This is a genomic window from Methylobacterium sp. PvP105 (assembly GCF_017876975.1).
GTDB lineage: Bacteria > Pseudomonadota > Alphaproteobacteria > Rhizobiales > Beijerinckiaceae > Methylobacterium > Methylobacterium radiotolerans.
The window spans coordinates 1,347,276-1,371,198 of sequence record NZ_JAGIPA010000001.1 but is presented as its reverse complement, the minus strand read 5'-3'; the positions used below and the strand labels follow the sequence as shown (position 1 = coordinate 1,371,198).

At 69.9% G+C, this 23,923-nt stretch carries 26 protein-coding genes; 18 read left to right on the top strand and 8 right to left on the bottom strand.

What is annotated here, in order from left to right:
* The 13 genes from J3A75_RS06540 (at window position 1) to folK (ending at window position 10,150) form a co-directional block, all read left to right on the top strand.
* Window positions 1–795: a formylmethanofuran dehydrogenase subunit C gene (locus J3A75_RS06540; protein WP_209649827.1), complete on the top strand. Its 795-nt coding sequence runs from the start codon at window positions 1–3 to the stop codon at window positions 793–795.
* Between the two features lie 84 nt (window positions 796–879).
* Entirely contained in the window at window positions 880–1,086 is a 207-nt protein-coding gene (locus J3A75_RS06535; RefSeq protein WP_012317529.1) for a hypothetical protein, read from the top strand.
* Between the two features lie 90 nt (window positions 1,087–1,176).
* Window positions 1,177–2,823, top strand: coding sequence for a sensor histidine kinase (locus J3A75_RS06530; protein WP_209649825.1), 1,647 nt, complete (start codon window positions 1,177–1,179; stop codon window positions 2,821–2,823).
* Window positions 2,820–3,524, top strand: coding sequence for a response regulator transcription factor (locus J3A75_RS06525; RefSeq protein ID WP_012317527.1), 705 nt, complete (start codon window positions 2,820–2,822; stop codon window positions 3,522–3,524). Before J3A75_RS06530 ends, J3A75_RS06525 begins: the two co-directional genes overlap by 4 nt.
* 224 nt (window positions 3,525–3,748) lie before the next feature.
* Window positions 3,749–3,838: a pyrroloquinoline quinone precursor peptide PqqA gene (pqqA, locus tag J3A75_RS06520; RefSeq protein WP_012317526.1), complete on the top strand. Its 90-nt coding sequence runs from the start codon at window positions 3,749–3,751 to the stop codon at window positions 3,836–3,838.
* 33 nt (window positions 3,839–3,871) lie between these two features.
* Window positions 3,872–4,771 carry a pyrroloquinoline quinone biosynthesis protein PqqB gene (pqqB, locus tag J3A75_RS06515; protein WP_029358397.1) on the top strand — a complete coding sequence of 300 codons (900 nt, stop codon included), beginning with the start codon at window positions 3,872–3,874 and terminating at the stop codon, window positions 4,769–4,771.
* Window positions 4,772–5,089: 318 nt separating this feature from the next.
* Window positions 5,090–6,175: a pyrroloquinoline-quinone synthase PqqC gene (gene pqqC / locus J3A75_RS06510; protein WP_012317524.1), complete on the top strand. Its 1,086-nt coding sequence runs from the start codon at window positions 5,090–5,092 to the stop codon at window positions 6,173–6,175.
* The gene (gene pqqE, locus J3A75_RS06505; RefSeq protein ID WP_012317523.1) at window positions 6,172–7,317 is read left to right on the top strand and encodes a pyrroloquinoline quinone biosynthesis protein PqqE; all 1,146 of its coding nucleotides are present in this window, start codon (window positions 6,172–6,174) and stop codon (window positions 7,315–7,317) included. Before pqqC ends, pqqE begins: the two co-directional genes overlap by 4 nt.
* Complete coding sequence (locus J3A75_RS06500; RefSeq protein WP_209649823.1) at window positions 7,314–8,039, top strand: hypothetical protein; 726 nt, start codon at window positions 7,314–7,316, stop codon at window positions 8,037–8,039. The genes pqqE and J3A75_RS06500 overlap by 4 nt, the downstream gene beginning before the upstream one ends.
* Complete coding sequence (locus J3A75_RS06495) at window positions 8,020–8,382, top strand: hypothetical protein (protein WP_012317521.1); 363 nt, start codon at window positions 8,020–8,022, stop codon at window positions 8,380–8,382. The genes J3A75_RS06500 and J3A75_RS06495 overlap by 20 nt, the downstream gene beginning before the upstream one ends.
* Before the next feature lie 84 nt (window positions 8,383–8,466).
* Window positions 8,467–9,303, top strand: a complete 837-nt coding sequence (gene folP, locus J3A75_RS06490) for a dihydropteroate synthase (protein ID WP_012317520.1) — start codon at window positions 8,467–8,469, stop codon at window positions 9,301–9,303.
* 2 nt (window positions 9,304–9,305) lie between these two features.
* Complete coding sequence (gene folB, locus J3A75_RS06485) at window positions 9,306–9,683, top strand: dihydroneopterin aldolase (RefSeq protein WP_012317519.1); 378 nt, start codon at window positions 9,306–9,308, stop codon at window positions 9,681–9,683.
* Window positions 9,680–10,150 (top strand): 2-amino-4-hydroxy-6-hydroxymethyldihydropteridine diphosphokinase, encoded by a 471-nt coding sequence (folK, locus tag J3A75_RS06480; protein ID WP_012317518.1) that lies wholly within the window; start codon window positions 9,680–9,682, stop codon window positions 10,148–10,150. The genes folB and folK overlap by 4 nt, the downstream gene beginning before the upstream one ends.
* A 20-nt stretch (window positions 10,151–10,170) precedes the next feature.
* On the opposite strand, the gene xoxJ is transcribed toward folK, so the two are convergent.
* The 6 genes from xoxJ to J3A75_RS06450 all read right to left on the bottom strand — a co-directional run bounded on the left by xoxJ (window position 10,171) and on the right by J3A75_RS06450 (window position 16,347).
* Window positions 10,171–11,031 (bottom strand): rare earth element methanol dehydrogenase accessory protein XoxJ, encoded by an 861-nt coding sequence (xoxJ, locus tag J3A75_RS06475; protein WP_029358380.1) that lies wholly within the window; start codon window positions 11,029–11,031, stop codon window positions 10,171–10,173.
* Complete coding sequence (locus J3A75_RS06470; protein ID WP_012317516.1) at window positions 11,016–11,627, bottom strand: c-type cytochrome, methanol metabolism-related; 612 nt, start codon at window positions 11,625–11,627, stop codon at window positions 11,016–11,018. The genes xoxJ and J3A75_RS06470 overlap by 16 nt, the downstream gene beginning before the upstream one ends.
* A gap of 133 nt (window positions 11,628–11,760) precedes the next feature.
* Window positions 11,761–13,566: a lanthanide-dependent methanol dehydrogenase XoxF1 gene (gene xoxF1, locus J3A75_RS06465; protein WP_012317515.1), complete on the bottom strand. Its 1,806-nt coding sequence runs from the start codon at window positions 13,564–13,566 to the stop codon at window positions 11,761–11,763.
* 703 nt (window positions 13,567–14,269) lie between these two features.
* On the bottom strand, window positions 14,270–14,557 hold the full coding sequence (locus tag J3A75_RS06460) for a hypothetical protein (protein ID WP_012317514.1): 288 nt from the start codon (window positions 14,555–14,557) through the stop codon (window positions 14,270–14,272).
* Window positions 14,558–14,667: 110 nt separating this feature from the next.
* Window positions 14,668–15,855 carry a ribonuclease D gene (rnd, locus tag J3A75_RS06455; protein ID WP_012317513.1) on the bottom strand — a complete coding sequence of 396 codons (1,188 nt, stop codon included), beginning with the start codon at window positions 15,853–15,855 and terminating at the stop codon, window positions 14,668–14,670.
* A gap of 93 nt (window positions 15,856–15,948) precedes the next feature.
* Complete coding sequence (locus tag J3A75_RS06450; RefSeq protein ID WP_024831096.1) at window positions 15,949–16,347, bottom strand: hypothetical protein; 399 nt, start codon at window positions 16,345–16,347, stop codon at window positions 15,949–15,951.
* Between the two features lie 144 nt (window positions 16,348–16,491).
* Between J3A75_RS06450 and aspS the strand changes: the two genes are divergently transcribed.
* The 4 genes from aspS to J3A75_RS06430 are packed head-to-tail and all read left to right on the top strand — an operon-like array spanning window position 16,492 to window position 20,632.
* Entirely contained in the window at window positions 16,492–18,336 is a 1,845-nt protein-coding gene (gene aspS / locus J3A75_RS06445) for an aspartate--tRNA ligase (RefSeq protein WP_029358375.1), read from the top strand.
* Between the two features lie 21 nt (window positions 18,337–18,357).
* Window positions 18,358–19,230, top strand: coding sequence for a glycosyltransferase family 2 protein (locus J3A75_RS06440; RefSeq protein ID WP_029358373.1), 873 nt, complete (start codon window positions 18,358–18,360; stop codon window positions 19,228–19,230).
* Window positions 19,227–20,303 carry an acyltransferase family protein gene (locus J3A75_RS06435; RefSeq protein WP_024831099.1) on the top strand — a complete coding sequence of 359 codons (1,077 nt, stop codon included), beginning with the start codon at window positions 19,227–19,229 and terminating at the stop codon, window positions 20,301–20,303. Before J3A75_RS06440 ends, J3A75_RS06435 begins: the two co-directional genes overlap by 4 nt.
* Complete coding sequence (locus J3A75_RS06430) at window positions 20,300–20,632, top strand: hypothetical protein (RefSeq protein WP_012317508.1); 333 nt, start codon at window positions 20,300–20,302, stop codon at window positions 20,630–20,632. The genes J3A75_RS06435 and J3A75_RS06430 overlap by 4 nt, the downstream gene beginning before the upstream one ends.
* Here the strand turns inward: J3A75_RS06430 and J3A75_RS06425 are convergent.
* Entirely contained in the window at window positions 20,602–20,853 is a 252-nt protein-coding gene (locus tag J3A75_RS06425) for a DUF3297 family protein (RefSeq protein ID WP_020091812.1), read from the bottom strand. The genes J3A75_RS06430 and J3A75_RS06425 overlap by 31 nt on opposite strands.
* Entirely contained in the window at window positions 20,850–21,512 is a 663-nt protein-coding gene (locus J3A75_RS06420) for a CatB-related O-acetyltransferase (protein ID WP_179239954.1), read from the bottom strand. The genes J3A75_RS06425 and J3A75_RS06420 overlap by 4 nt, the downstream gene beginning before the upstream one ends.
* 66 nt (window positions 21,513–21,578) lie before the next feature.
* Between J3A75_RS06420 and J3A75_RS06415 the strand changes: the two genes are divergently transcribed.
* Window positions 21,579–23,906 (top strand): NADP-dependent malic enzyme, encoded by a 2,328-nt coding sequence (locus J3A75_RS06415; RefSeq protein WP_012317505.1) that lies wholly within the window; start codon window positions 21,579–21,581, stop codon window positions 23,904–23,906.
* Window positions 23,907–23,923 lie beyond the last annotated feature (17 nt).

The window sequence follows — 23,923 nt, the reverse complement described above, 5'->3', positions numbered from 1 at the left end:
GTGAGCACCCTCACCCTGCGCGCGGCCCCGCCCGAGCGGCTGGACCTCCTGAACATCAACCCGCTCGCCCTGAGCCGCCTGTCCCAGGGCGAGGTCGAGCGCCTCGAGATCGGCACGACCCGCACCGGCGTGCGCCTCGGCGACTGCTTCGCGGTCGCGCTGGACGGTTCCGACACCCTGACCATCGAGGGCGGCCACGGGCGCCTCGACCGTGTCGGCGCGTCGCTGGCCGAGGGCACGATCCGGGTCACCGGCGATGTCGGCCAGCGCCTCGGGGCCGGCATGGCGGGCGGCAGCCTGATCGTCACCGGCAATGCCGGGCCCTACGCGGCCTCCGGCGCCACGGGCGGCACGATCACCGTCGAGGGCGACGCCGGTGACTATGCCGGGGGCGCGGTCTACGCCGCGAAGGCGGGTCTCGACGGCGCGACGCTGATCATCCGCGGTGCGGCCGGCGCGCATCTCGGCGACCGGATGCGGCGCGGGACGATCGTGGCCGGGCGCGCGGGGGCGTACGCGGGCTCGCGCATGATCGCCGGCACCCTGGCGGCGCTCGTGGTCGGCGACCACCCCGGCTTCGGCATGCGCCGCGGGACGCTCCTCGTCGGCGCCCACGGCCGGATGTCGCCGACCTTCGTGGAGACCGGGACGCACGACCTCGTGTTCCTGCGGCTGCTGGCCAAGGCCCTGCGCGGCCTGAGCGCCGAGCACGCCGACCTCCTCGGCAAGCCGCTGCGCCGCTATTCCGGCGACCTCGCGACGATCGCCAAGGGCGAGATCTGGGTCGCGGCCTGACGTCGCCTGGGCAATGGGCGTGGGCGCGTCCTATTCTCCCGTCCAAGCCGGCCCGCTCGAGGCCGGCAGCCCGGGGAGGCGCCCATGCTGCTGCTGCTGTCGATCTGTCTCGTCGCCCAGCCCTCGACCTGCCGCGAGGACCGGATCGAGATGTCCTTCGAGAAATCGAGCCCTTTCGTGTGCCTGCGCAACTCGCAGAGCGCGCTCGCGACCTGGCAGGCCGCACATCCGGAATGGCACGTGGAGCGGTGGCGCTGCGCCGCCAAGGGCAGCCTGCCGAAGGACCTGTGACGACGCCCTCGACGGCACCTTGGTTCGGCGCCCCGGCGGTGCCATGCTCGGGCTCGCCCGCGGAGCGGGATTGAGGGCGGGACGGGGACGATGCGCTCGCTGAAGGTCCGCTTCGCGCTGCTGCTCGGCGGCACCGCCATCGTGGTGGTGCTGGCTGCCGCGGCCGCGCTGGCGGCGATCGGGGCGGCGGAGCGGACCGTCGACCGGACCCTCGAGGCTCAGCGGCGCCTGGAGCTGCTGGCCGAGCTGTCCGGCCGCCTCACCCAGTTCGGTCTCGCGGCCGTGGAGACCGTCGGCAACCCCGACGGCCAGCCCGAGGCGATGGCGATCGCCCGCGACAACGCCGATCGGGCCCTGACCACCGTGGACGAGGCGCTCGCCAAGAGCTTCCCGCCGAGCGACGACCCGGCCGACCGGATGCAGTACGCCGCGCGCACCCGCCCGATGGCGCAGCTGCGCGCGGCCCGCGCGGTGCTGGACCGGCAGGTCTCGCTGATCAGCCGCCAGACCGATCAGGAGCGGCGTCAGGACGCGATCAAGGGCGCGCTCAACGGCTTCGGCGCCATGACCGGCCAGCCCCTCTCCTTCCTCATCGAGGCCGAGCGGCGCAGCATGGCGCTCGGCTCCGAGCAGGCCCGGGCGCTGTCCGAGCGCCTGCGGGTGGCCGCCGCGGCCGCGGTGGCGGCGGCCCTGGTGCTGCTGGCGATCCTGTACCGGGGCGTCACCCGGCCGACCCTGGCGCGCATCGAGGAGGTCCGCCGCGCCGCGAGCGCCATCGGCCACGGCGCCCTCGACACGCGCCTCTCCGTCGCCACGCGGGACGAGCTCGGCCTGCTGATGACCAACGTCAACCGCATGGCCGCCCGGCTGGCACGGCGGGAATCGCGGGTCGCGGCCGACCGGGCGGCGCTGGAGGACACGGTGGCGGCGCGCACCGCCGACCTGCGCGCCGCCAACGCCCGGCTGGAGGCGGTCGATCAGTCCCGCCGCCGCTTCTTCGCCGATGTCAGCCACGAGCTGCGCACGCCCCTGACGGTGATCCTGGGCGAGTGCGACCTCGCCCTGCGCGGCGCGTCCCGGGGCGCCGATCCGGGGCCGGTCTTCGCCACGATCAAGAAGCGGGCGCAGCGCCTCAAGCTGCGCGTCGAGGACCTTCTCCGCGTCGCCCGCTCGGAGTCCGGCGAGATCGCGTTCGACAAGCGCCGTCTGGGGCTCGCCCAAGTCCTCGCGGAGGCCGTGGACAACATGAGCTCCGAGGCGGCGCGCCGCCGGGTCGGTCTCACCCTCGATCCGGGCAGCCGGGACGTCGAGAGCCTCGCCGACCGCGAGTGGATGCGCCAGACGGTCGAGAGCCTCGTCGACAACGCGCTCCGCCACGCCGCCGGCCTCACCCGGGTCGAGGTCGCCCTGGCGGCAGGTCCGGGACCGGTCGGGCGGATCACCATCACGGATGATGGTCCCGGCTTCGGTGCCTCGGAGGAGGCGCTGTTCGAGCGTTTCAAGCGCGGCTCGGGCGCCGGGCCGGACGAGACCGGGTTCGGCATCGGGCTCGCCCTGGCGCGCTGGATCGTAGAGCAGCACAACGGCACGATCCGACTCGGGCCCGGGCCGGACGGACGCGGGGCCCGGGTCACCCTGGACATCCCGGCCTGCGATCCGGCATGGGAAACGGGCGCGGCCGACGGCGCTGCTGTCGGTGCCCGAGTGGGCGCGCAGGTGAAGGAGTCGGCCGCATGACGCGGATCCTGATCGTCGAGGACGATATCGACATTCGCGGCCTCCTCGCCCGGGGTCTCGAAGCCGAGGGATTCGAGGTCGGGACGGCGGCCTGCGTCGACGAAGCGCTGAAGGCCGCCCACGATCCGGCCCCGGGCGCCGTGCTCCTCGACATCAACCTCCCGGACGGTTCGGGCCACGACGTCTGCCGGTCCCTGCGGGAGGGCGGCTTCCCCGGAGCGATCCTGTTCCTCTCGGCCCGGGACGAGATCCGCGACCGCGCCGAGGGCCTGGCGCTCGGCGCCGACGACTACATCGTCAAGCCGTTCGAGTTCGACGAATTGGTCGCCCGCCTGCGGACCCATCTGATGCGGCGCGAGCAGGCGGAGGCGCCGCGCTCGCGCATCACCGCCGGCAAGCTGATGCTCGACCTCGAGACCCGGCAAGCGAGCTGCGGCGAGGCCAGCGCCCGCCTCACGCCCCGCGAGGCCGACCTGCTCGCCATGCTGATGGAGAATATCGGCAAGCCGGTCTCCCGCGCCGACATCTTCGACCGGCTCTGGGCCAGCCAGGGCGGGCTCTCCCTCAACGTGGTCGACGTCTATATCGGCTACCTGCGCTCCAAGATGGCCGATTTCGTGCGCTACGGCGGGCCGGGCCTCGTCACCGTGCGCGGCAAAGGATTCATGCTCGAACTGCGCGGTCCCGACTTCCGCCAGTGAGCCACTGTACTTTAGTCGCAGGGTCGCCTGTTTCGTGATGGTTTCTGGACGCTTAGGAAGTCTCTCACGAAAAATTTGGGAGGATCCGGCAACTTAGTGCTTGAAGCCCGCGCGTGAATCGTCGATACCTCTCTCGCGCCGGAAATGAGAGCGCCATCAGTGTCTTAGGGTCCTCTTAGGATCCGCGCGACACGCGGTGATGATATCGCCTGAGGAGAAACACCATGAAGTGGGCTGCCCCGATCGTGTCCGAGATCTGCGTCGGCATGGAAGTGACGAGCTACGAGTCGGCCGAGATCGACACCTTCAACTGAGTTTTACGGGCCGGGGATCTCGGGAGCCGCACCATGCGCGTCGTGATCCTCGGTTCCGCGGCCGGCGGCGGCCTTCCCCAGTGGAATTGCCGCTGCCCCATCTGCACGCTGGCGCGGTCCGAACCGGACCGGGTGCGGCCCCGGACCCAGTCGAGCATCGCGGTCTCCGCGGACGGGTCGGATTGGCTGCTGATCAACGCCTCGCCGGATATCCGGCAACAGCTCTTCGACAATCCGCAGATGCATCCGCGCGAGGGCCTGCGCCACTCGCCGATCCGCGCGGTTCTCCTGACCAACGGCGACGTCGACCATGTCGCGGGTCTCCTGACCCTGCGCGAAGGTCAGCCCTACACGCTCTACGGCACGCGCGGGATCCTCGACTCCGTCAATGCCAACCGCGTCTTCGACGTGATGGCCGAGGGCGTCGTCGCCCGGCAGCCGATCGGCATGGACCAGCGCTTCGAGCCCCTGCCCGGCCTGTCGGTCACCCTCTTCCCGGTGCCCGGCAAGGTGCCGCTCTGGCTGGAGGACGAGACGATGGAGATCGGTGGCGAGACCGAGACCACCGTCGGGGCCTTGATCGAGGCCGGCGGCCGCCGCCTCGCCTACATTCCCGGTTGTGCCCGGGTGACGGACGGTCTGCGCGCGCGGATCGCGGGCGTCGACGCTCTGCTGTTCGACGGAACCGTCCTGCACGATGACGACATGATCCGGGCCGGCGTCGGTACCAAGACCGGGTGGCGCATGGGTCACGTGCCGATGCGCGGCGCGAACGGCTCGATCGACGCCTTGGCGGCGGTCGAGATCGGGCGGCGCGTCTTCGTGCACATCAACAACACCAACCCGGTGCTGGTCGAAGGATCGCCGGAGCGGGTGGATGTCGAGGCGGCCGGCTGGACCGTGGCGCACGACGGGCTGAGTCTGTCGCTGTAGGCGGTGCGCGGTCGGGATCCCCGACCCGGACCCCACCGGGAAGGGCCCGCGCGGGCGAGCCTCGAACGAGGGCTGAGGTCGAAGTCCGGTCGCACCCGAGGCTCGATGATCGGCACTTCCTGGTCAGGTCGGCACGACGACGATCAGGGCCCTGTGCCGCAGGCATCGGCGCCGCGAACGGGCGGTCCGCAGGCGACCGACGGTTGGGCCCGTCGGTTGCCGGCACTATATCGTCCCTGAGCCCGGACATTCGCCCCACAGACGAGGGCGGGATCAGGATACAGGAAACGCAGGTCGAGAACGGACGCCGGACACGCCATGAACGCCATCTTCCCGACCCCGGACACCGCCGACAGTCAGCGTCTCCTGAGTCCCGAGGAGCTGGAGGCGGCCCTGCGCGATATCGGCGCGCGCCGCTACCACAACCTGCACCCGTTCCACCGGCTGCTGCACGACGGCAAGCTGTCGAAGGATCAGGTCCGGGCCTGGGCCCTGAATCGCTACTACTACCAGGCGATGATCCCGGTGAAGGACGCGGCCGTGCTGGCCCGCATGACCGACGCGTCGCTGCGGCGGATCTGGCGCCAGCGCATCGTCGACCACGACGGCGACCACGAGGGTGACGGCGGCATCGAGCGCTGGCTCAAGCTGGCGGAGGGCGTCGGCTTCGACCGCGACTACGTCCTGTCCACCCGCGGCATCCTCTCGGCCACGAAGTTCTCGGTGGAGGCCTACGTCCACTTCGTCTCCGAGCGGACGCTCCTGGAGGCGATCGCCTCCTCGCTGACCGAGATGTTCTCGCCGACGATCATCTCCGAGCGCGTGGCCGGGATGCTGAAGAACTACGACTTCATCACCAAGGACACGCTGGCCTACTTCGACAAGCGCCTGACCCAGGCGCCGCGGGATGCGGACTTCGCCCTGGACTACGTCAAGCAGCACGCCACGACCCCGGAGCTACAGCGGCAGGCGATGGCGGCGCTGACGTTCAAGTGCACCGTGCTCTGGACGCAGCTCGACGCCCTGTACTTCGCCTATGTCGCCCCCGGCATGGTCCCCCCGGACGCCTGGCAGCCCGGCGAGGGTCTCGTGTCCGAGGCGTCCCAGGCCAAGCCGGGCGCGTCCGGCGGTAAGATGGCGGCCGGCGATCGCCCGCGGCTGCCGCGCGGCGTTCGGCTGCGCAACGACGAGACCCGTGGGAAGTGGGTCCTGCTCGCCCCCGAGCGCACCTTCGATCTCGACGACAACGCCGTCGCGGTCCTCAAGCTGGTGGACGGCGCGCGCAGCGTGTCCGACATCGCGGACGAGCTGGGCAAGACCTACGCGGCCGATCCGCGCGCCATCGAGGCGGACATCCTGGTGATGCTCGACGGCCTCGCGGAGAAACGGGTTCTCGAGCGATGAACGCGCCGACGCCGAACCGCCCCGATGCGCCGGCACCGGTCGGTCTGCTCGCCGAGCTGACCCACCGCTGCCCGCTGCGCTGCCCGTACTGCTCGAACCCGCTGGAGCTCGACCGCCGGTCGGGCGAGCTCGACACGCAGACTTGGCAGCGCGTCCTCGGGGAGGCCGCGGCGCTCGGCGTCCTGCACGTGCACCTGTCCGGCGGAGAGCCGACCGCCCGCAACGACATCGTCGAGATCACCAAGACCTGCGCCGATCTCGGCCTGTACTCCAACCTGATCACCTCCGGCGTCGGCGGGGCGCTGGCGAAGCTCCAGGCGCTCTACGACGTCGGGCTCGACCACGTGCAGCTGTCGGTGCAGGGCGTCGACGCGCAGAACGCCGAGAAGATCGGCGGCCTGAAGAACGCGCAGCCGCAGAAGTTCGAGTTCGCCGCCAAGGTGGTCGAACTCGGCCTGCCCCTCACGCTGAATTCGGTGATTCACCGCGGCAACATCCACGAGGTGGCGGGCTTCATCGATCTCGCGGTGAAGATGGGCGCCAAGCGGCTCGAGGTGGCGCACACGCAGTATTACGGCTGGGCCTACGTCAACCGCGCCGCCCTGATGCCCGACAAGGCGCAGGTCGACGAGTCGATCCGGATCGTCGAGGCGGCCCGCGAGCGCCTGAAGGGCCAGCTCGTCATCGACCTCGTCGTGCCCGACTACTACGCGAAGTACCCGAAGGCCTGCGCGGGCGGCTGGGGCCGCAAGCTCATGAACGTCACGCCGCAGGGCAAGGTTTTGCCGTGCCACGCCGCTGAGACGATCCCGGGGCTGGAGTTCTGGAACGTCAACGACCACGCCCTCGGCGAGATCTGGCGCGACTCCCCCGCCTTCACGGCCTATCGCGGCACGGACTGGATGAAGGAGCCCTGTCGATCCTGCGACCGGCGCGAGAAGGACTGGGGCGGCTGCCGCTGCCAAGCGCTCGCGCTCGCGGGCGACGCGGCCGCCACGGATCCGGCCTGCTCGCTCTCGCCGCTCCACGCCAAGGTCCGGGCGCTGGCCACCGAGGAGGCGGCCGAGAACCCGCCCGACTACGTCTACCGGACGATCGGCAGCAACGTCCGGTCGCCGCTCAAGGAGGAAGTGAACTCGTGAGAAGTCTTGTCGTGAGGAGCCTCGCGGCGACGTCGGTCGCGCTGGCTCTGGCCGCGCTGCCGGCCCTCGCCGAGGACGCGCCGAAGCCCGCCACCGTCACCCAGGCGAACGCCGCCGCCCCGCCCTCCGCGGCGGACCTGCTGTTCGACCAGCCGCACATGAAGAACACGGCGCCGGGCTCGACGCTGACCTACGATTACCTGCGTCGCTCTGGGATCTCGAAGGGCCCGTTCGGGGCGCCGCTGGAGGACACGGTTCAGCTCAAGGTGACGCCCGGGAAGAGCGCCGAGGGCCGCGATATCAGCGTCGTGATGTTCTCCGGGCTGAACCGGATGCCGGCCGGCCCGTTCGAGGACATGTCGGGTAATCCGGTCGTCTCGCTGTTCCTGGAGAACCACCTGCGCGCCGTCGCGAAGGTGCTGGAGGCGAACCCGCGCTACCTCAAGCTCGCGATCCGCAAGGGCCTGCGCGAGAAGGCGACCGTGACGCCAACCAAAGTGGATATCGGCGGCCGCGAGGTCGACGGCTGGCGCGTGGTCACGAAGCCGTTCGCGGGCGACGCGATGGCGCAGCGCATGCGCGGCATGGACGACATGACCTATACCTTCGTCACCGCCCCCTCGGTCCCGGGCGAGATCGTCTCGATCGAGGCGTCGTCGAAGAGCCCGGACGGGGGCGAACTGCTCGAGGAGAAGCTGAGCTATGATCAGAAGGCTGGCTGAACGGGGCGCGCTGGCCGCCCTCGCCCTGACGCTGTCGGGCCTGGCCGGCTGGGCCGCCGAGGAGAACGACTACCCGACCGACGCGCGGGTCGACTACGTGTTCGGCTGCATGGCCGCCAACGGCCAGACCCGCGAGAGCCTGCAGAAATGCTCGTGCTCGCTGGATCAGCTCGCCGCGATCCTGCCGTACGATAAGTACGTCCAGGCGAGCACGGTGCTCTCGATGCGACAGGGGATCGGCAACCGGGCGAACGAGTTCAAGTCGACCAAGATCTTCGACGACAAGGTCGCGGAGCTGCGCCGCGCCCAGGCCGAGGCCGAGATCCGCTGCTATCGCGGCTGAATCGAACGGCGAGGCCGGCGTTGCGCCGGCCTCCCGATTCGCGCACACCGGCTCCCGAACCGCGTTCGTGAACGGGACCCGCCTGTGACCCCCTCCTCCCGCCTGTCCGACCTGCTGCCCGCCCTCGGCGGCCGCACGCTGGTCATGGGCATCCTCAACGTCACGCCCGATTCCTTCTCGGATGGCGGCCTCTTCGCCGGGGAGGCCGAGGCGGTGACCCAGGCCGAACGGCTGGTCGCTGAGGGGGCGGCGATCCTCGACGTCGGGGGGGAATCGACGCGGCCCGGCCACGTTCCTGTCCCCGCCGAGGAGGAGCAGGCCCGCGTCGTGCCGGTCATCCGGGCCGTGGCGCCGCGGCTGCCGGTGCCGATCTCCATCGACACCTACAAGGCCTCGACCGCGCGCGTCGCGCTGGAGGCGGGCGCGCGGATCGTCAACGACGTCTGGGGCCTCCAGCGCGAGCCCGACATCGCCACCGTGGCGGCCGCGCACGGCGCACCGGTCATCATCATGCACAACCGCGAGACGATTGAGCCGGATCTCGACATCGTCGCCGACATGCTGGCCTTCTTCGAGCGATCGCTGGCGATCGCCCACCGCGCGGGTCTCGCCGATTCGGAGATCGTGCTCGACCCGGGGGTCGGCTTCGGCAAGACCTGGAATCAGCATCTCGAGGCGCTGCGCCGGCTGCCCGAGATCCGCGCCCTCGGATTCCCGGTCTTGGTCGGCGTGTCCCGCAAGTCGCTCCTCGGCCGCCTGCACGACCGCGAGACCCGTCCGACGGACCGCCTGCACGGGTCCCTCGCCGCCCACGCCGTCGCGGCGACCCTCGGGGCCGACATCGTGCGCGTGCACGACGTCGCGGCGCATATCGACGCGATGCGTGTCGTCGACGCCGTGATGCGGCCGGAGGCGCGCTGAGCATGGCGGGCGACCTGATCCGCGTCACCCGGATCGCCGTGTTCGGCCGGCACGGCGTGCTGGCCGAGGAGGCGGTGCTCGGCCAGCGATTCTACATCTCCCTGGAAGCCGAACTCGATCTCGGCCCGGCGGGACGCTCCGACGACGTGGCCGGCACGGTGAGCTACGCGGATCTCACGGCGGTGGCCGTCGAGATCGCCACCGCGCGCCGGTTCAACCTGATCGAGGCCCTGGCCGAGACGGTCGCGGCGGAGATCCTAGCGCGCTTCGCGCGCGTCGCGGCGATCACCGTGCAGGTCGACAAGCCGAGCGCGCCCGTCCCCGCCATCCTGGACAGCGTCGGCGTCGCGATCACGCGCCGCCGCGGGGCGAGCCGATGAGGGCGTATCTCGGCATCGGCAGCAATGTCGGCGACATGGCCGCGATGCTCGACCGCGCGGTCACCGGCCTCGCGGCGATCCCGGGCATCGACGTCGTGGCGCGCTCGGCCGACTATCGGACGCCGCCCTGGGGCAAGACCGATCAGCCGTGGTTCCTCAACGGCGCCGTGGCGGTAGAGACGGAGCTGGATCCACACGGCCTGCTCGACGCCTGTCTGCGGGTGGAGCACGACCTCGGCCGGATCCGCGAGGAGCGCTGGGGGCCGCGGGTGATCGACATCGATGTCCTGGCCTACGAAGGTGCCAGCATCGACGACGCGCGCCTCGTGCTGCCGCACCGCTACGTGCGCGAGCGGGCCTTCGTGCTGGTTCCCCTGGCCGAGATCGCGCCGGACCTCGTCATCGGCGGCGAGCGCGTGGTGGATGCCCTGGCGAAGCTCGACCGGACCGGCATCGCGCGCGCCTGACCACGGCCCGCGGCGGCGCGTCAGCGCTCGCCGGGGGCGACGAGCTTGTTCTCTTCCTCGTCGAGGAGCGGCACGTCGTAGTCGCGCAGGACCTTGTCGATGTCGGCCTTGCGCTTGCGCAGGATGGTGTTCAGCGAGCGCTTCCAGTCGTTCTCGCCGATCCGGACACCCATGGCGATCCGGTACGCCATCGGCGGACGCTCCGGCTCCTTGAGCAGCGGCACGACGCTCATGGGCGTGCCGGACTGCTTGGCGAGCCAGCCCGCGGCCGGACCCCAGAGGACGGCCGCGTCGATCTCCTTGGCGGCCAGCGCCGCGATGATCTCCGCGCTGACCGTCTGGTACTTCCGCGACGGATCGAGCTGGTAGGGCGCGTAGGCCTTCATGGCCGAGACGAGGCCGACTTCGCCCATCCGGTTGACGGGCGGCGTCCCGGCGATCACGCCGATGCTCTTGCCCTTCAGGCGCGGGTCGTCGAGGGCCGTCACGCCATCGAGCTCACCGGCGCGGGTGACCAGCGTGTAGGCGGAGCGGTAGTAGGGATTGGTGGTCTGGACGAGGTCGCTGCCGAAGGCCTGGCCCATGATGACGTCGCAGAGGCCGGTTCCGAGCGTGTTGCGCACGAAGCCGGGTCCCTGGGTCAACCAGTAATAGCGGACCTTGATCTTCAGTTCGTCGGCGATGATCGCCGCGATCTTGTTCTCGAAGCCGTCCTCCTTGCGTTCGGAGAACGGCATGTTGCCCGGATCACCGCAGACGCGCAGCACGTCCGTGGTGACGGTATCCGGCAGATGCTGGGCGAGAGCCCCCTGCGCCCCGGTCAGTGTCAGGGCGCAGAGAATGGCGATCCGGGCAAGAGACGACATCAGCCGCCCATGCATTCCTTCTCCGCCTTCTTGGCGGTGTCAGGCTTGTCCTCGTGCTCCGAGGGACGGATACGCCCGATCGCTCCGGCGGCGCGCGCCTTGAGGTAGACGTAGAGGTCGTCCGAGTAGCACATGACGTTCTTGTTGTCGCCGAAGGCCGGCATGACCTTCTGTTCGGCGGCGTTCACGTCCTGCTTGCCGCCCGCCAGGATGCCGATGAACTCCTCGTAGGAGAGGTGCTTCAGCGAGTCCTTGAGCGCCGGCGCGTAGGTCGAGCCCATGCCGTCCGGACCGTGGCAGACGTGGCACTCGGCGTGATACCGGCGGTAGCCCGAGTACGTGTACCAGTCGAGCATCTTGCCGTCCTGGGTCACGTGGAACGTCGGGTGGCCTTCGGCATCGAAATACTTGCCGTCGTCGACCTTCACGGCAGCATCCTGCTTCAGCAGCTTGGGATCCTGCTCGGCGGTCTTGTCGTTCGCGTTCAGCGAATTGGCGAGCTTGGGGTCGGCAGGCTTGGCATCCTCAGCATGTACGGCAACCGTCGAGACGGTCGCTAGGGCGAGGGCGGCGATAACCGGCCGCGTTACGATCTTGCTGAGGTTGAGCAACGCATGTGTCTCCCTGGATCGAGGCTCTTCGTCTCCCTCCGAGCCGCAGCCTCTTGCGAGAAAGTCTAATCACAAGGGTGCCGGCGCGGGAACCCGCGCCGGCACCGTTTTTCACGTCAAACCCTGCGGCCGATTAGTTCGGCAGGGCGAAGACCGTCAGCTGACCGCCGAGGTTGGTGTACTGCGACAGAGCCGCGTAGCCGCCCACCGCGCCGAGACCGGCATTCGGGTCGGTCAGGCCGGCCGCGAGGCCGATGCCGGCCCAGCCGCCGACGCCCGACAGGACGCCCACGTACTGCTTGCCCTTGTGCTGGTAGGTCATCACGTTGCCGATGATGCCCGACGGGGTCTTGAACTTGAACAGCTCCTTGCCGGTCTTGTCGTCGACCGCCTTCAGGTAGCCCTCAAGCGTGCCGTAGAACACGACGTCGCCAGCGGTGGCCAGAGCACCGGACCACACCGAGAACTGCTCGGGGTTGGACCACTTGATCTTGCCGTTGACGCCGTCCCACGCGATGAAGTTGCCCATGCCGCCGTGCGAGTTCGGGGCCGGGTACATCGAGAGGGTCGCACCGACGTAGGGCTGGCCCGGGGTGTAGGTCACCCGGAACGGCTCGTAGTCCATGCAGACGTGGTTGGTGGGCACGTAGAACAGGTTGGTCTTCGGCGAGAAGGCCGCAGGCTGCTGATCCTTGGTGCCCAGCGCCGCCGGGCAGATGCCCTTGGAGTTGGTGTCCTCACCGTTCTGCTCGGTCGAGTACTTCGACACGACCAGCGGACGGCCGTAGTTCTTCGAGCCCTTGTCCATGTCGACCTTGGTCGCCCAGTTGACGGCCGGGTCGAACTTCTCGGCGACCAGCAGCTCGCCCGTGGCGCGGTTCAGCGTGTAGCCGAAGCCGTTACGGTCGAAGTGCGTCAGGAGCGGCTGCTCCTTGCCGTCGATCTTCTGATCCGTGAGGATCATCTCGTTGATGCCGTCATAGTCCCACTCGTCGTGGGGGGTCATCTGGTAGACCCACTTGGCCATGCCGGTGTCCGGGTTACGCGCCCAGATGGTCATGGACCACTTGTTGTCGCCCGGACGCTGCTTGGGGTTCCAGGTCGAGGGGTTGCCCGAGCCGTAGTACATCAGGTCGAGCTTGGGGTCGTACGAGAACCAGCCCCAGGTGCAGCCGCCGCCAGTCTTCCACTGATCGCCTTCCCAGGTCTTCAGCGAGGAGTCCTTGCCGATCGGCTTGCCGAGCGAGGTGGTCTTCTCCGGGTCGACGATCAGCTGATCGTCCGGGCCCTCGGAGTAGCCGCGCCACACCTTCTTGCCGGTCTTCAGGTCGTAGGCGGTGACGTGGCACTGCACGCCGAACTCGCCGCCCGAGATGCCGACGATGACCTTGTCCTTGACCGGCAGAACCGTCGCGGTGTTGGTCTCGCCCTTCTTCGGGTCGCCGTTCACGACCGACCAGTTGACCTTGCCGGTCTTGGCGTCGAGCGACACGAGGGTGGTGTCGGCCTGATGCAGGAGGATGGCGCCGTCGGCGTAGGCCAGGCCACGATTGACCGTGTCACAGCACATGACCGGGATCACGGACGGATCCTGCTTCGGCTCGTACTTCCAGAGGATCTTCGCCTCGTGGTCGAGGTCGAGGGCGTACACGATGTTCGGGAACGGCGTGTGCACGTACATCACGTTGCCGACGACGAGCGGCGAGCCCTCGTGGCCGCGCAGCACGCCGGTCGAGAACGTCCAGGCGACCTGCAGGTCCTTGACGTTCTTGGCGTTGATCTGGTCGAGCTTCGAGTAACGCGTATTCGCGTAGTCCACCGTCTGAAGAACCTGTTCCGCCGGGTTGGCGATGCCCTTCATGACGCTTTCATTGGCCAGCGCCGGCGCGGCGACGGCCGCGACACCTGCGCCGAGCGCAAGGAGATGTACCGCTCTCATGGGTTCCTCCGACAAGTCTTGAGAGTTCTCGCGGCGCGCGACGAGAGTGGCGTCGCTCGGACTCCGACCTGACTGTTTGCGACAGGGATGGACGCCTCGGTAGCGGGCATAGTGGACTTCGAGGAGATCTACTGATCCCCTAGCCAGGAACCGCCATCCCTGAGGCGGCTCCCTCGAAACCGAGGCTTGCCCGGACCTTAAGAGATTTTTGAGCGCCGTCAACTCGCTGTTCCGCGCCTGTGGGCACACGGTGAAAGCTTCTTTTCGGGTGACACAGGCCCCGCCGATGTCATGCTTTTGCGAAAAGAAATGTTGCGACGCACAAGCGTTCTTCGGTCGTCTCGCCCCGATCTCACGGGCACGTGTGCGTGTCCCATGCAGACCTTGCACACGAACGAGCTTTGCTGGGCCTGAGCATGCGTCGTCCGCGCGGACGAGGGTCGCAGGGGCATCGGTCGCCCTCGGCGGAGGCCCCCCGCTAGACCGCACTGCGAGACGCTTCGGTGGCTATTCGTTGCCGAATTTTCCCAAAACCCGGTCGTGCGCCCAGTCGCCGCATCCGATTTTTTTGAGGATCCCCTCCCGTTCGGTAGGGTTCGCGCGCGACAAATTGCCGAATCGTCCCATTCTTAAGAATCGCTTCCGGGACGCGCGCACCGATCCGTGACGCCGTCCGGGATCCCGCGGAAGGTCCCCGGCGGCGTCAGAGCGCCCCGACCGGCCCGGTGCTCTCGAAGTCGGCGACGTCGCCGATCAGATCGGTCACGGAAATGTTGAGGCGCCGGCCACTGGACAGGCGGAGTTGGGCATCCGGCTCGAGCCAGACCGGTCGCAGGCCCGCGTAGCTGCCGTAGAGGTTGCCGTAAGCGACGACGCCGCCCTCGCGCCGCTCGATGACAACCCGGTAGCGGACGCGCACGGACTCGCACCCTTCAGCCGATACGAGACCGCGCCCGGTCAGCGTCTTCAAAATCTCGTTCGGCTCGAACATACGCGGGACGCAGGGGCGGGATTAAGCGGCAATCCAATTGCCATTTAATCCCGGACCTGCGGCGAGTCACGCCCGACCGCGGAGTTTGTGCCGTCAGCGTCGCCCCGGCGTCATCCGTTCGCGTCGGCGCCGGCGGCCGCGGGCTCGGCCTCGAGAGGGCGGACCACGATCCGGCCCGACTCGACCGACAGCGCCAGCCGGCCCTGCTTCAGCGCCAGCGCCTTCTCCCCGAACAGCGTCCGACGCCACCCCTGCAGCGCCGGTACCTCGGCGGCATCGTCGTCAGCGACGGCTTCCAGGTCGTCGACCGTGGCGATGATCTTGGGCGCGACGCCCTCGGCCTCGCAGACCGCCTTCAGCAGGACCTTCAGCAGCTCGACGATCGCGCCGTTGCCGCCGCTCCGCCGCACGCGCTCGGGCATCCGGACAGCGCTGGTGTCGCGGGCGAGGCCGCGCTCGACGGCGGCGACGATGTCGGCCCCCGTCCGGGACCGCTCGAAGCCCGCCGGGATCGTCCGCAGGCGCCCGAGCGCCTCGGCGCTCCGCGGCGCCGCCGACGCGATGTCGATGACCGCCTCATCCTTCAGGACGCGCCCGCGCGGGACGTTGCGCGTCTGCGCCTCGCTCTCGCGCCAAGCCGCCACCTCCATCAGCACGGCGATCTCGCGCGGCTTGCGCATCCGGCCGGAGAGGCGGCGCCACGCCTGGGCGGGATCGGCGCGGTAGGTCTCCGGCGAGGTCAGCACCGCCATCTCCTCGTCGAGCCAGGCGCCGCGGTCTGTCCGCAGCAACTCGGCGACGAGGACCTCGTAGATCTTCACCAAGTGGGTGACGTCGGACAGCGCGTAGGTCAGCTGCGCCTCCGACAGCGGCCGCCGCGACCAGTCGGTGAAGCGGGACGACTTGTCGATCTTGGCCTTGGCGACGTCGTTGACGAGCTGCTCGTACGAGACGGAGTCGCCGTAGCCGCAGACCATGGCGGCGACCTGCGTGTCGAAGAACGGGTGTGGCAGGATCCCGCCGATCAGCCAGATGATCTCCAGGTCCTGACGGGCGGAATGGAACACCTTGACGGTGCGCTCGTCGGCCATGAGCGCGATGAACGGATCCAGGTCGATCCCGGGCGCCAGCGGGTCGACCAGGACGGCGGTCCCGTCCGGTGCCGCCATCTGGATCAGGCACAGTTTCGGATAATACGTCGTCTCACGCATGAACTCCGTGTCGACGGTCACGAAGGGCTGCTCGGCGAGACGTGTGCAGATCTGGCGCAGCGCGTCAGTGGTGGTGATCAGGTCCATGCACCGGCTATACGCAACCGCGGCGGACATGGGGAGACGCGGCTTCGCAGGTCCCCATCTTTCGCGCTTTCACGCGCGGCTCGGCGACCGCGGTCACGCCACGGCCGCGACCGCCGCCTTCCGGCGCGCCCGGGCCTGCCGGCGGATCCGCAGCGCGTCGGCACGGCGCTGCGCCTCGGCGCGGCCCAGCAGGCGGTCGAGGATGCCAGTCTCGATGCGCTCGCCGGTGGCCCGATCGACGAGACGCCGGATCCGGTCGACGCGGAACCCGCGATAGCCGCCGCGCCGGGCGTCGATGCCGCCGAGAAGCGTCCGGCCGGGACCGAGCCTGAGCTCGCGCGCCTCGAGGGACCGGTTGCTCCAGGCCCCGGTCGCGTCCTCGTAGACGAGGTCGAAACGGCCCTCGAGGGGCAGCGTCCGCCACCCGGCGGGGACGCGTTCGGGCGCCGGCTTAGCGGGCCGCTCCAGATCGAAAAAGACGTTGTCGTTCATGGAGTTCATATGGGGATCGGGAGCCTCTTCCGGTAGGCCGGCGGGCGAGTCGCGCGCGGCTTTCGGCGCCGTTCTGCGCGCCCCGCGCTTGACTTGGGGGGCCTCGCGTGAATGGTGCCGGCCTTCCCACAGAAGAAGCCCGTCATGCACCGTTACCGTTCCCACACCTGCGGGGCGCTCCGCCCGTCCGACGTCGGGCAGAGTGTCCGCCTCTCCGGCTGGTGCCACCGCATCCGCGACCACGGGGGCGTGCTGTTCGTGGATCTGCGGGACCATTACGGCCTGACGCAGTGCGTGATCGATTCCGATTCCCCGGCCTTCAAGGCCGCCGAGACCGTCCGCTCGGAATGGGTCGTGCGCATCGACGGCCGCGTCCGCACGCGACCGGCCGGTACCGAGAATGCCGAGCTGCCGACCGGCGCGGTCGAGGTCTACATCGACGACCTCGAGGTGCTGGGTCCGGCCGGCGAGCTGCCGCTGCCGGTCTTCGGCGACCTCGAGTACCCGGAGGAGACGCGGCTCCGGTACCGCTTCCTCGACCTGCGCCGGGAGAAGCTGCACGCCAACATCATGAAGCGCGGCGCGATCATCGACTCGCTCCGCCGCCGGATGCGCGAGGGCGGCTTCTTCGAGTTCCAGACGCCGATCCTGACCGCGTCGAGCCCGGAAGGCGCGCGCGACTACCTCGTGCCGTCGCGGGTCCATCCCGGCAAGTTCTACGCGCTCCCGCAGGCGCCGCAGCAGTTCAAGCAGCTGACGATGATCGCGGGCTTCGACCGCTACTTCCAGATCGCGCCCTGCTTCCGCGACGAGGATGCCCGCGCCGACCGGTCGCCGGGCGAGTTCTACCAGCTCGACATCGAGATGAGCTTCGTCACCCAGGAGGACGTGTTCCAGGCGGTCGAGCCGGTCCTGCGCGGCGTGTTCGAGGAGTTCGCCGAGGGCAAGCGCGTCACCAAGGAATTCCCGCGGATCACCTACGCGGACTCGATGCTCAAATACGGCGTCGACAAGCCGGACCTGCGCAACCCGCTGATCATCGCCGACGTCACCGACCTGTTCGCCCGCGAGGACGTGGCCTTCAAGGCGTTCAAGGGCGTGATCGCTTCCGGCGGCGTGGTCCGAGCGATCCCGGCGACCGGTGCGGCGGCGCAGTCGCGCTCGTTCTTCGACAAGCTCAACGACTGGGCCCGTTCGGAGGGCGCGCCGGGGCTCGGCTATGTCGTGTTCGAGGAGGAGAACGGGCAGCTCACCGGCAAGGGGCCGATCGCCAAGTTCATCCCGGCCGAGGTCCAGGCGCTGATCGCCGAGCGGGCCGGTGCCAAGGCGGGCGACGCGGTGTTCTTCTCGGCCGGCGCTGAGGGCAAGGCGGCCGGCCTCGCCGGCAAGGCGCGCATCCGCATCGGCGACGAGCTGGGCCTCTGCGACAAGGACCAGTACGCCTTCTGCTGGATCACCGACTTCCCGATGTACGAGTGGAGCGAGGAAGAGAAGCGGATCGACTTCTCCCACAACCCGTTCTCGATGCCGAACATCGACCGCGAGGCGTTCCTGGCGCTCGACCTCGACGCGCTCTCCAGCGAGGACGAGAACGGCGCGAACACCAAGCGGATCCTGGACATCAAGGCGTTCCAGTACGACATCGTCTGCAACGGCGTGGAGCTGTCGTCGGGCGCGATCCGCAACCACCGTCCGGACGTGATGGAGAAGGCCTTCGCGATCGCCGGCTACGGCCACGAGGTCCTGGAGCAGAAGTTCGGCGGCATGCTGAACGCCCTGCGCATGGGCGCCCCGCCGCACGGCGGCATCGCGCCGGGTGTGGACCGCATCGTCATGCTCCTGTGCAACGAGCCGAACATCCGCGAGGTGGTGCTGTTCCCGATGAACCAGCGCGCCGAGGACCTGATGATGGGCGCGCCCTCCGAGGCGACGCCCAAGCAGCTGCGCGAGCTGCACATCCGGCTCAACCTGCCCGAGAAGAAGGCCTGAGGCGGCGCGAACCGCCGCCCGGTGCCGAGTCTCGTCGCGATCGTCGTCGCGCATGACAGCGCCGACGTGCTGCCCGGCTGCCTCGCGGCGCTGGCCGGGCAGCACGTGCCGGCGATCGTGGTCGACAATGCCAGCCGGGACGCCTCCGCGTCCGTCGCGGAGGCCGCGGGCGCGCAGGTGATCCGCAACGCCCGCAACGAGGGCTACGGTCGCGCCAACAACCGGGGCGTCCGCGCGGCCGAGACGGCGGAGCACGTCCTCATCGTCAACCCGGACGTCGAGCTGCGGCCGGGCGCCGTTGATGCCCTGCTGGAGGCGGCCCGATCCTGGCCGGACGCGGGCCTGCTCGCCCCGCGCCTCGTCGAGCCCGACGGGCGCTTCTTCTTCCAGGCGCGGTCCCTGCTCGCGCCCTACCTGACCAATCCCGCCGGCCGGCTCGCGCTCCCGCAGGGCGATGCCTGCGCGCCGTTTCTCTCCGGGGCCTGCTTGCTGATGCCGCGCGCCCTGTTCCTCGACCTCGGCGGCTTCGACGAGAACATCTTCCTGTTCTACGAGGACGACGACCTGTGCCGGCGCGTGGCCGATCGCGGTCGTGCGCTGATCCATGTCCACCGCGCCGAAGCGCTGCACGGGCGCGGCCGGTCGTCGGCGCCCGAGCCGGGACGGGTGTTTCGCGCGCGCTGGCATCAGGCGTGGTCGCGCGCCTATGTCAGCCGGAAATACGGCCTCGCGGACCCGAGCCTCGCCGCGCTGGCGGCCAATGTGCCGAAGGCGCTGCTGTCCGGGCTGGTCCTGCGTCGGGCGGGACTGGAGCGCTACGGCGGCTCGGCCGCCGGCGCCCTCGCCTTCCTGCGGGGCCGGACCGCGCTGGCCCGCGAGGGGCTGACCGGATGAGCGCGCCGACGATCGCGACCGCGCTGGAACGCGGGCGCAACGGCTTCACCGGCTTGCGGCTGCTGCTGGCTCTCGCCGTCGTGGTGTCCCACGCGTTCAGCGTCGCGACCGGCGCGGCCGGCGACGAGCCCCTCGCCCGGCTCACCGGCTACACGCTGGGCGAGCACGCGGTGAACGGCTTCTTCGCCGTGTCGGGATTCCTGGTCACGATGAGCTGCGACCGCCGCGGCATCCGGGACTACGCCCTCGCCCGGACCTTGCGGATCCTGCCCGGACTGGTCGCCGCGACCCTCGTTGTGTCGCTGGGTCTCGGGGCGGCGCTGACGCGCCTGCCGGTCGCCGAGTACCTGCGCGATCCGGCCCTATGGTCGTTCATCCGCGGGACGCTGACGACCTTCAAGAGCAACGCCGCCCTCCCCGGCGTCTTCGAAGCCAATCCCTACCGGGCGCCGCTCGGCACGGTCTGGACGCTGAAATACGAGGTGCTGTGCTACCTCGGCGTTCTCGCGGCCGCCCTGTCCGGCCTGCTCCGGCGCCGGTGGTCGGCCCCCCTGATCGTGGCCGGACTGGCACTCGCCCTGTCGATCGCCTGCGGCCTCCGCGGTCCCGACCTGCCCAAGGGCACCGAGACGGCGCTGCGCCTGCCGCTGATCTTCGCGGCCGGCGCGTGCCTCTACCTGTGGCGCGACCGCCTGCGGGTCTCGGCCGCCGCCCTCGCCTGTCTGGTCTTCGGCGCCTTCGCCCTCGCGCGAACGCCGGCCTACCCGGCCCTGCTGTTCCTCGCCGAGGCCTACGGCGTGGTCTGGCTAGCCCTCGGCCCCCTCGCGCGCGGCCTGTGCGACCCGTCGGCCGATCTCTCCTACGGGATCTATCTCTACGGCTGGCCGATCCAGCAGAGCTTGAACGCGCTGTGGCCCGCTGCCTCCGGGCCCGCGCTCCTGGCGCCGGCCCTCGCCCTCACCCTGCCGGTCGCGGCCCTGTCCTGGTACGGGGTCGAGCGGCCGGCCCTGGCGCTCAAGGCGCGGGCGCTCGGGCGGCGCCGCCTCGGCACGATCGAGCCGGCCGGCCCATGACCGCCGACAGCTCGCTCCCGCCGCTCGAGGCGCTGGGTCTCGCGGCGCGGATGCTGGAGGCGCAGGGCTTCGCGATCGTCGCCCGGAACGAGCGCGGCGACAGCCTGTACCTGCGGCGACCGGACTGCGCCTGGCACCTGCGCGTCTCGAACCACGCGCGCACCGCCAAGCAGCGTGCCCGCCGCTCCGACATCCTCGCGAGCCTCGTCATCGACGGGCCGCGCTCGCCGGATCGGGTCGGGAAGCTCGTCCGGGAGGCCGTCCGGAACTTCGAGGCCGCGCTGGCGCGGGTGGCGGATCAGGCGTCCGCGGCGGGGTCGCGGAAATAGGGCTCCACGGTGCCCTTCAGCTTCACCGTCATCGGATTGCCGGCCCGGTCGAGAGCCTTGCCGGCCGAGAGCCGGACCCAGCCCTCGCTCACGCAGTACTCCTCGACGTTGGTCTTCTCGACGCCCTTGAACCGGACACCGACCCCGCGCTCCAGCACCTTCTCGTCGTAGAACGGGCTGTTCGGGTTGGAGGCGAGGCGGTCAGGGGGGGTGTCGGTCATCGTCCGGATCTCGGATGGTCTTCGTGATGGGCCCCGCCGGTACGGGAAACCGCGCCGGCGCGCAACGCCGCGAGCAGGTCCGTGATCCGCCCGCTCTGGAGCAGCGGCACGAGCCGCGTCACCGCATCGTGCGGCAGGTCCCACCACGCCGACCCCACGAGCGCCTCGGCGGTCGCCGCGTCGAAGCGGCGGCGCACGACCCGGGCCGGGTTGCCGGCTACGACGGTGTAGGCCGGCACGTCGCGGGTCACCACGGCGCGGGCGGCCACCACGGCGCCGTGGCCGACCGTCACGCCCGACAGGATCATGCAGCCTGATCCCAGCCAGACATCGTTGCCGATCACCACGTCGCCCCGGGAGGCGTGGTAATCCTCCGGCGCATCGGCGTCCGGGAACAGGCCGCGCATCGCGGCGAACGGGTAGGTCGACGCCCAGTCGAGGCGATGATCGCCGCCGAGCAGGATCTCGACCTTGTCGGCGATGGAACAATAGCGGCCGATCGTCAGCCGCCGTCCGCTCTCCGGGAAGCGGACTTTTGGACGCCCGTACGAATAAGCGCCTATGGAGAAGCCGTAGGTCCTCGCCAGCTTGGCAAGGTGGATCCGGGTCTCGTTGTGCGGGTTGCGCCCCCTGCGCAGCCGGTGCAACAGACCGGTCATGACGCGAGCCTGCGCGATGCGCGGCCGCGTCGTCCTCGGTGAAGAAGGTGAGCGGGAGCGTGGGCGATGGCCGATAACATGTCCGAGGACCTCAAGGCCGGGGCGCTCGTCTACCACCGCCTGCCCAAGCCCGGGAAGCTGGAGATCCAGGCGACCAAGCCGCTCGGCAACCAGCGCGACCTCGCCCTGGCCTACTCGCCCGGCGTCGCCGCCGCCTGCATGGCGATCCACGACGACCCGCAGCAGGCCGCCGAGCTCACGATCCGCCAGAACCTCGTGGCGGTGCTCTCCAACGGCACGGCCGTGCTGGGCCTGGGCGATATCGGCCCGCTGGCCTCGAAGCCCGTGATGGAGGGCAAGGCCGTCCTGTTCAAGAAATTCGCCGGCATCGACGTCTTCGACATCGAGGTCGACCAGAAGGACGTGTCCAAGCTCGTCGACGTGGTCTGCGCCCTCGAGCCGACCTTCGGCGGCATCAACCTGGAGGACATCAAGGCGCCCGAGTGCTTCGAGGTCGAGGAGCAGTGCCGGGCCCGGATGAACATCCCGGTCTTCCACGACGATCAGCACGGCACAGCGATCATCGTGGCGGCGGCCGTCCTCAACGGCCTGGAACTCGCCGGCAAGAATCTGTCCGACGTCCGGATCGTCACGTCCGGTGCCGGCGCGGCGGCCCTCGCCTGCCTCAACCTGCTCGTGTCGCTCGGCGCGACCCGCGAGAACATCACGGTCACCGACATCAAGGGCGTCGTCTACAAGGGCCGCCCCGAGCTGATGGACCGCTGGAAGGACGTCTACGCGCAGGAGACCGACAAGCGGACGCTCGCCGAGGTGATCCCGGGGGCGGACGTGTTCATCGGCCTGTCGGCCGGCGGCGTGCTCAAGCCCGAGTACCTGAAGGAGATGGCCGAGAAGCCGCTGATCATGGCGCTCGCCAACCCCTATCCGGAGATCATGCCGGACCTGGCCGAGAAGGAGCGGCCGGACGCGATGATCTGCACCGGCCGGTCGGACTTCCCGAACCAGGTCAACAACGTCCTGTGCTTCCCCTACATCTTCCGCGGCGCGCTCGATGTCGGCGCCCACAAGATCAACGAGGAGATGAAGAAGGCGGCCGTGAAGGCGATCGCGGGCCTGGCCCACGAGACGACCTCCGACGTGGTCGCCCGCGCCTACGGCGGCGAGGCCCGGCCGTTCGGGCCGAAATCCCTGATCCCGAGCCCGTTCGACCCGCGCCTGATCCTGCGCATCGCCCCGGCCGTGGCCAAGGCCGCGATGGATTCGGGCGTCGCCGGCCGGCCGCTCCCGGATCTCGACGCCTACGTCGAGAGCCTCGACCGGTTCGTGCACCGGTCCGGCCTGATCATGAAGCCCCTGTTCTCGAAGGCGAAGGCCGAGCCCAAGCGCGTGATCTACGCCGAGGGCGAGGACGAGCGCGTGCTCCGCGCCGTCCAGGCGATCGTCGAGGACAAGGTCGCCTTCCCGATCCTGGTCGGCCGGCCGCGGGTCGTGGAGACCCGGCTGAAGCGCTTCGGCCTGTCGATCGAGCACGGCCGCGACTTCGAGCTGATCGATCCCGAGGACGATCCCCGCTACCGCGCCTACGTGCAGACCTATCTGGAGGTGGCGGGTCGCCGGGGCATCACCCCCGACGCGGCGCGCACCCTGGTGCGCACCAACAGCACGGTGATCGGCGCCATCGCGGTCCGCCGCGGCGAGGCCGACGCGCTGATCTGCGGCCTCGAGGGCCGGTTCGAGACGCGGCTGCGCATCATCCGCGACGTGATCGGGCTCGCCCCCGGCGTGGAGCAGTGCGCCGCGATGAGCCTCGTCGTGACGCATAACGGCGCCTACTTCCTGGCCGACACCCATGTCCGCCAGAACCCGACCGCCGAGGAGATCGCCGACGTGGCGCAGGCCTGCGCCAGCCATGTCAGCCGCTTCGGGATGACGCCGAAGATCGCGCTGCTCAGCCACTCGGATTTCGGCCAGTCGGATTCGCCCTCCGCGATGAAGATGCGCGACGCCCTCGCGCTCCTGCACGCGCGGGATCCCGAGCTGCAGGTCGACGGCGAGATGCAGGCGGATTCGGCCCTCAACGAGATGGTGCGCGAGCGCGTGCTGCCCGGCTCCCGCCTCAAGGGCGCGGCCAACGTCCTGATCTTCCCGAACCTCGACGCGGCCAACATCGCCTTCCAGTTCGCGAAGGTGCTGGCGGACGCCCTGCCGGTCGGCCCACTCCTGATCGGTCCGGCCAAGCCCGCCCACATCCTGACGCCGTCGGTGACGGCGCGCGGCATCGTCAATGTCACGGCCGCCGCCGTGGTCGAGGCCCAGGCGGACGAGGCCGCCCCGCGAGCCGAGGAGCGCGGTGTCGGCATGATCTCGGAATGAGGCGTGCCCGTCGGCGG

Excerpts from the sequence above, each read along its gene's own strand:
- xoxF1 (WP_012317515.1), bottom strand. The coding sequence starts at position 13,566 with ATGAGAGCGGTACATCTCCTTGCGCTCGGCGCAGGTGTCGCGGCCGTC.
- J3A75_RS06495 (WP_012317521.1), top strand. The coding sequence starts at position 8,020 with ATGATCAGAAGGCTGGCTGAACGGGGCGCGCTGGCCGCCCTCGCCCTG.
- J3A75_RS06535 (WP_012317529.1), top strand. The coding sequence starts at position 880 with ATGCTGCTGCTGCTGTCGATCTGTCTCGTCGCCCAGCCCTCGACCTGC.
- J3A75_RS06450 (WP_024831096.1), bottom strand. The coding sequence starts at position 16,347 with ATGAACGACAACGTCTTTTTCGATCTGGAGCGGCCCGCTAAGCCGGCG.
- J3A75_RS06525 (WP_012317527.1), top strand. The coding sequence starts at position 2,820 with ATGACGCGGATCCTGATCGTCGAGGACGATATCGACATTCGCGGCCTC.
- folB (WP_012317519.1), top strand. The coding sequence starts at position 9,306 with ATGGCGGGCGACCTGATCCGCGTCACCCGGATCGCCGTGTTCGGCCGG.
- J3A75_RS06415 (WP_012317505.1), top strand. The coding sequence starts at position 21,579 with ATGGCCGATAACATGTCCGAGGACCTCAAGGCCGGGGCGCTCGTCTAC.
- J3A75_RS06430 (WP_012317508.1), top strand. The coding sequence starts at position 20,300 with ATGACCGCCGACAGCTCGCTCCCGCCGCTCGAGGCGCTGGGTCTCGCG.
- xoxJ (WP_029358380.1), bottom strand. The coding sequence starts at position 11,031 with ATGCATGGGCGGCTGATGTCGTCTCTTGCCCGGATCGCCATTCTCTGC.
- J3A75_RS06420 (WP_179239954.1), bottom strand. The coding sequence starts at position 21,512 with ATGACCGGTCTGTTGCACCGGCTGCGCAGGGGGCGCAACCCGCACAAC.
- folK (WP_012317518.1), top strand. The coding sequence starts at position 9,680 with ATGAGGGCGTATCTCGGCATCGGCAGCAATGTCGGCGACATGGCCGCG.
- aspS (WP_029358375.1), top strand. The coding sequence starts at position 16,492 with ATGCACCGTTACCGTTCCCACACCTGCGGGGCGCTCCGCCCGTCCGAC.
- pqqE (WP_012317523.1), top strand. The coding sequence starts at position 6,172 with ATGAACGCGCCGACGCCGAACCGCCCCGATGCGCCGGCACCGGTCGGT.
- J3A75_RS06425 (WP_020091812.1), bottom strand. The coding sequence starts at position 20,853 with ATGACCGACACCCCCCCTGACCGCCTCGCCTCCAACCCGAACAGCCCG.
- J3A75_RS06460 (WP_012317514.1), bottom strand. The coding sequence starts at position 14,557 with ATGTTCGAGCCGAACGAGATTTTGAAGACGCTGACCGGGCGCGGTCTC.
- J3A75_RS06435 (WP_024831099.1), top strand. The coding sequence starts at position 19,227 with ATGAGCGCGCCGACGATCGCGACCGCGCTGGAACGCGGGCGCAACGGC.
- J3A75_RS06530 (WP_209649825.1), top strand. The coding sequence starts at position 1,177 with ATGCGCTCGCTGAAGGTCCGCTTCGCGCTGCTGCTCGGCGGCACCGCC.
- pqqC (WP_012317524.1), top strand. The coding sequence starts at position 5,090 with ATGAACGCCATCTTCCCGACCCCGGACACCGCCGACAGTCAGCGTCTC.
- rnd (WP_012317513.1), bottom strand. The coding sequence starts at position 15,855 with ATGGACCTGATCACCACCACTGACGCGCTGCGCCAGATCTGCACACGT.
- pqqB (WP_029358397.1), top strand. The coding sequence starts at position 3,872 with ATGCGCGTCGTGATCCTCGGTTCCGCGGCCGGCGGCGGCCTTCCCCAG.
- pqqA (WP_012317526.1), top strand. The coding sequence starts at position 3,749 with ATGAAGTGGGCTGCCCCGATCGTGTCCGAGATCTGCGTCGGCATGGAA.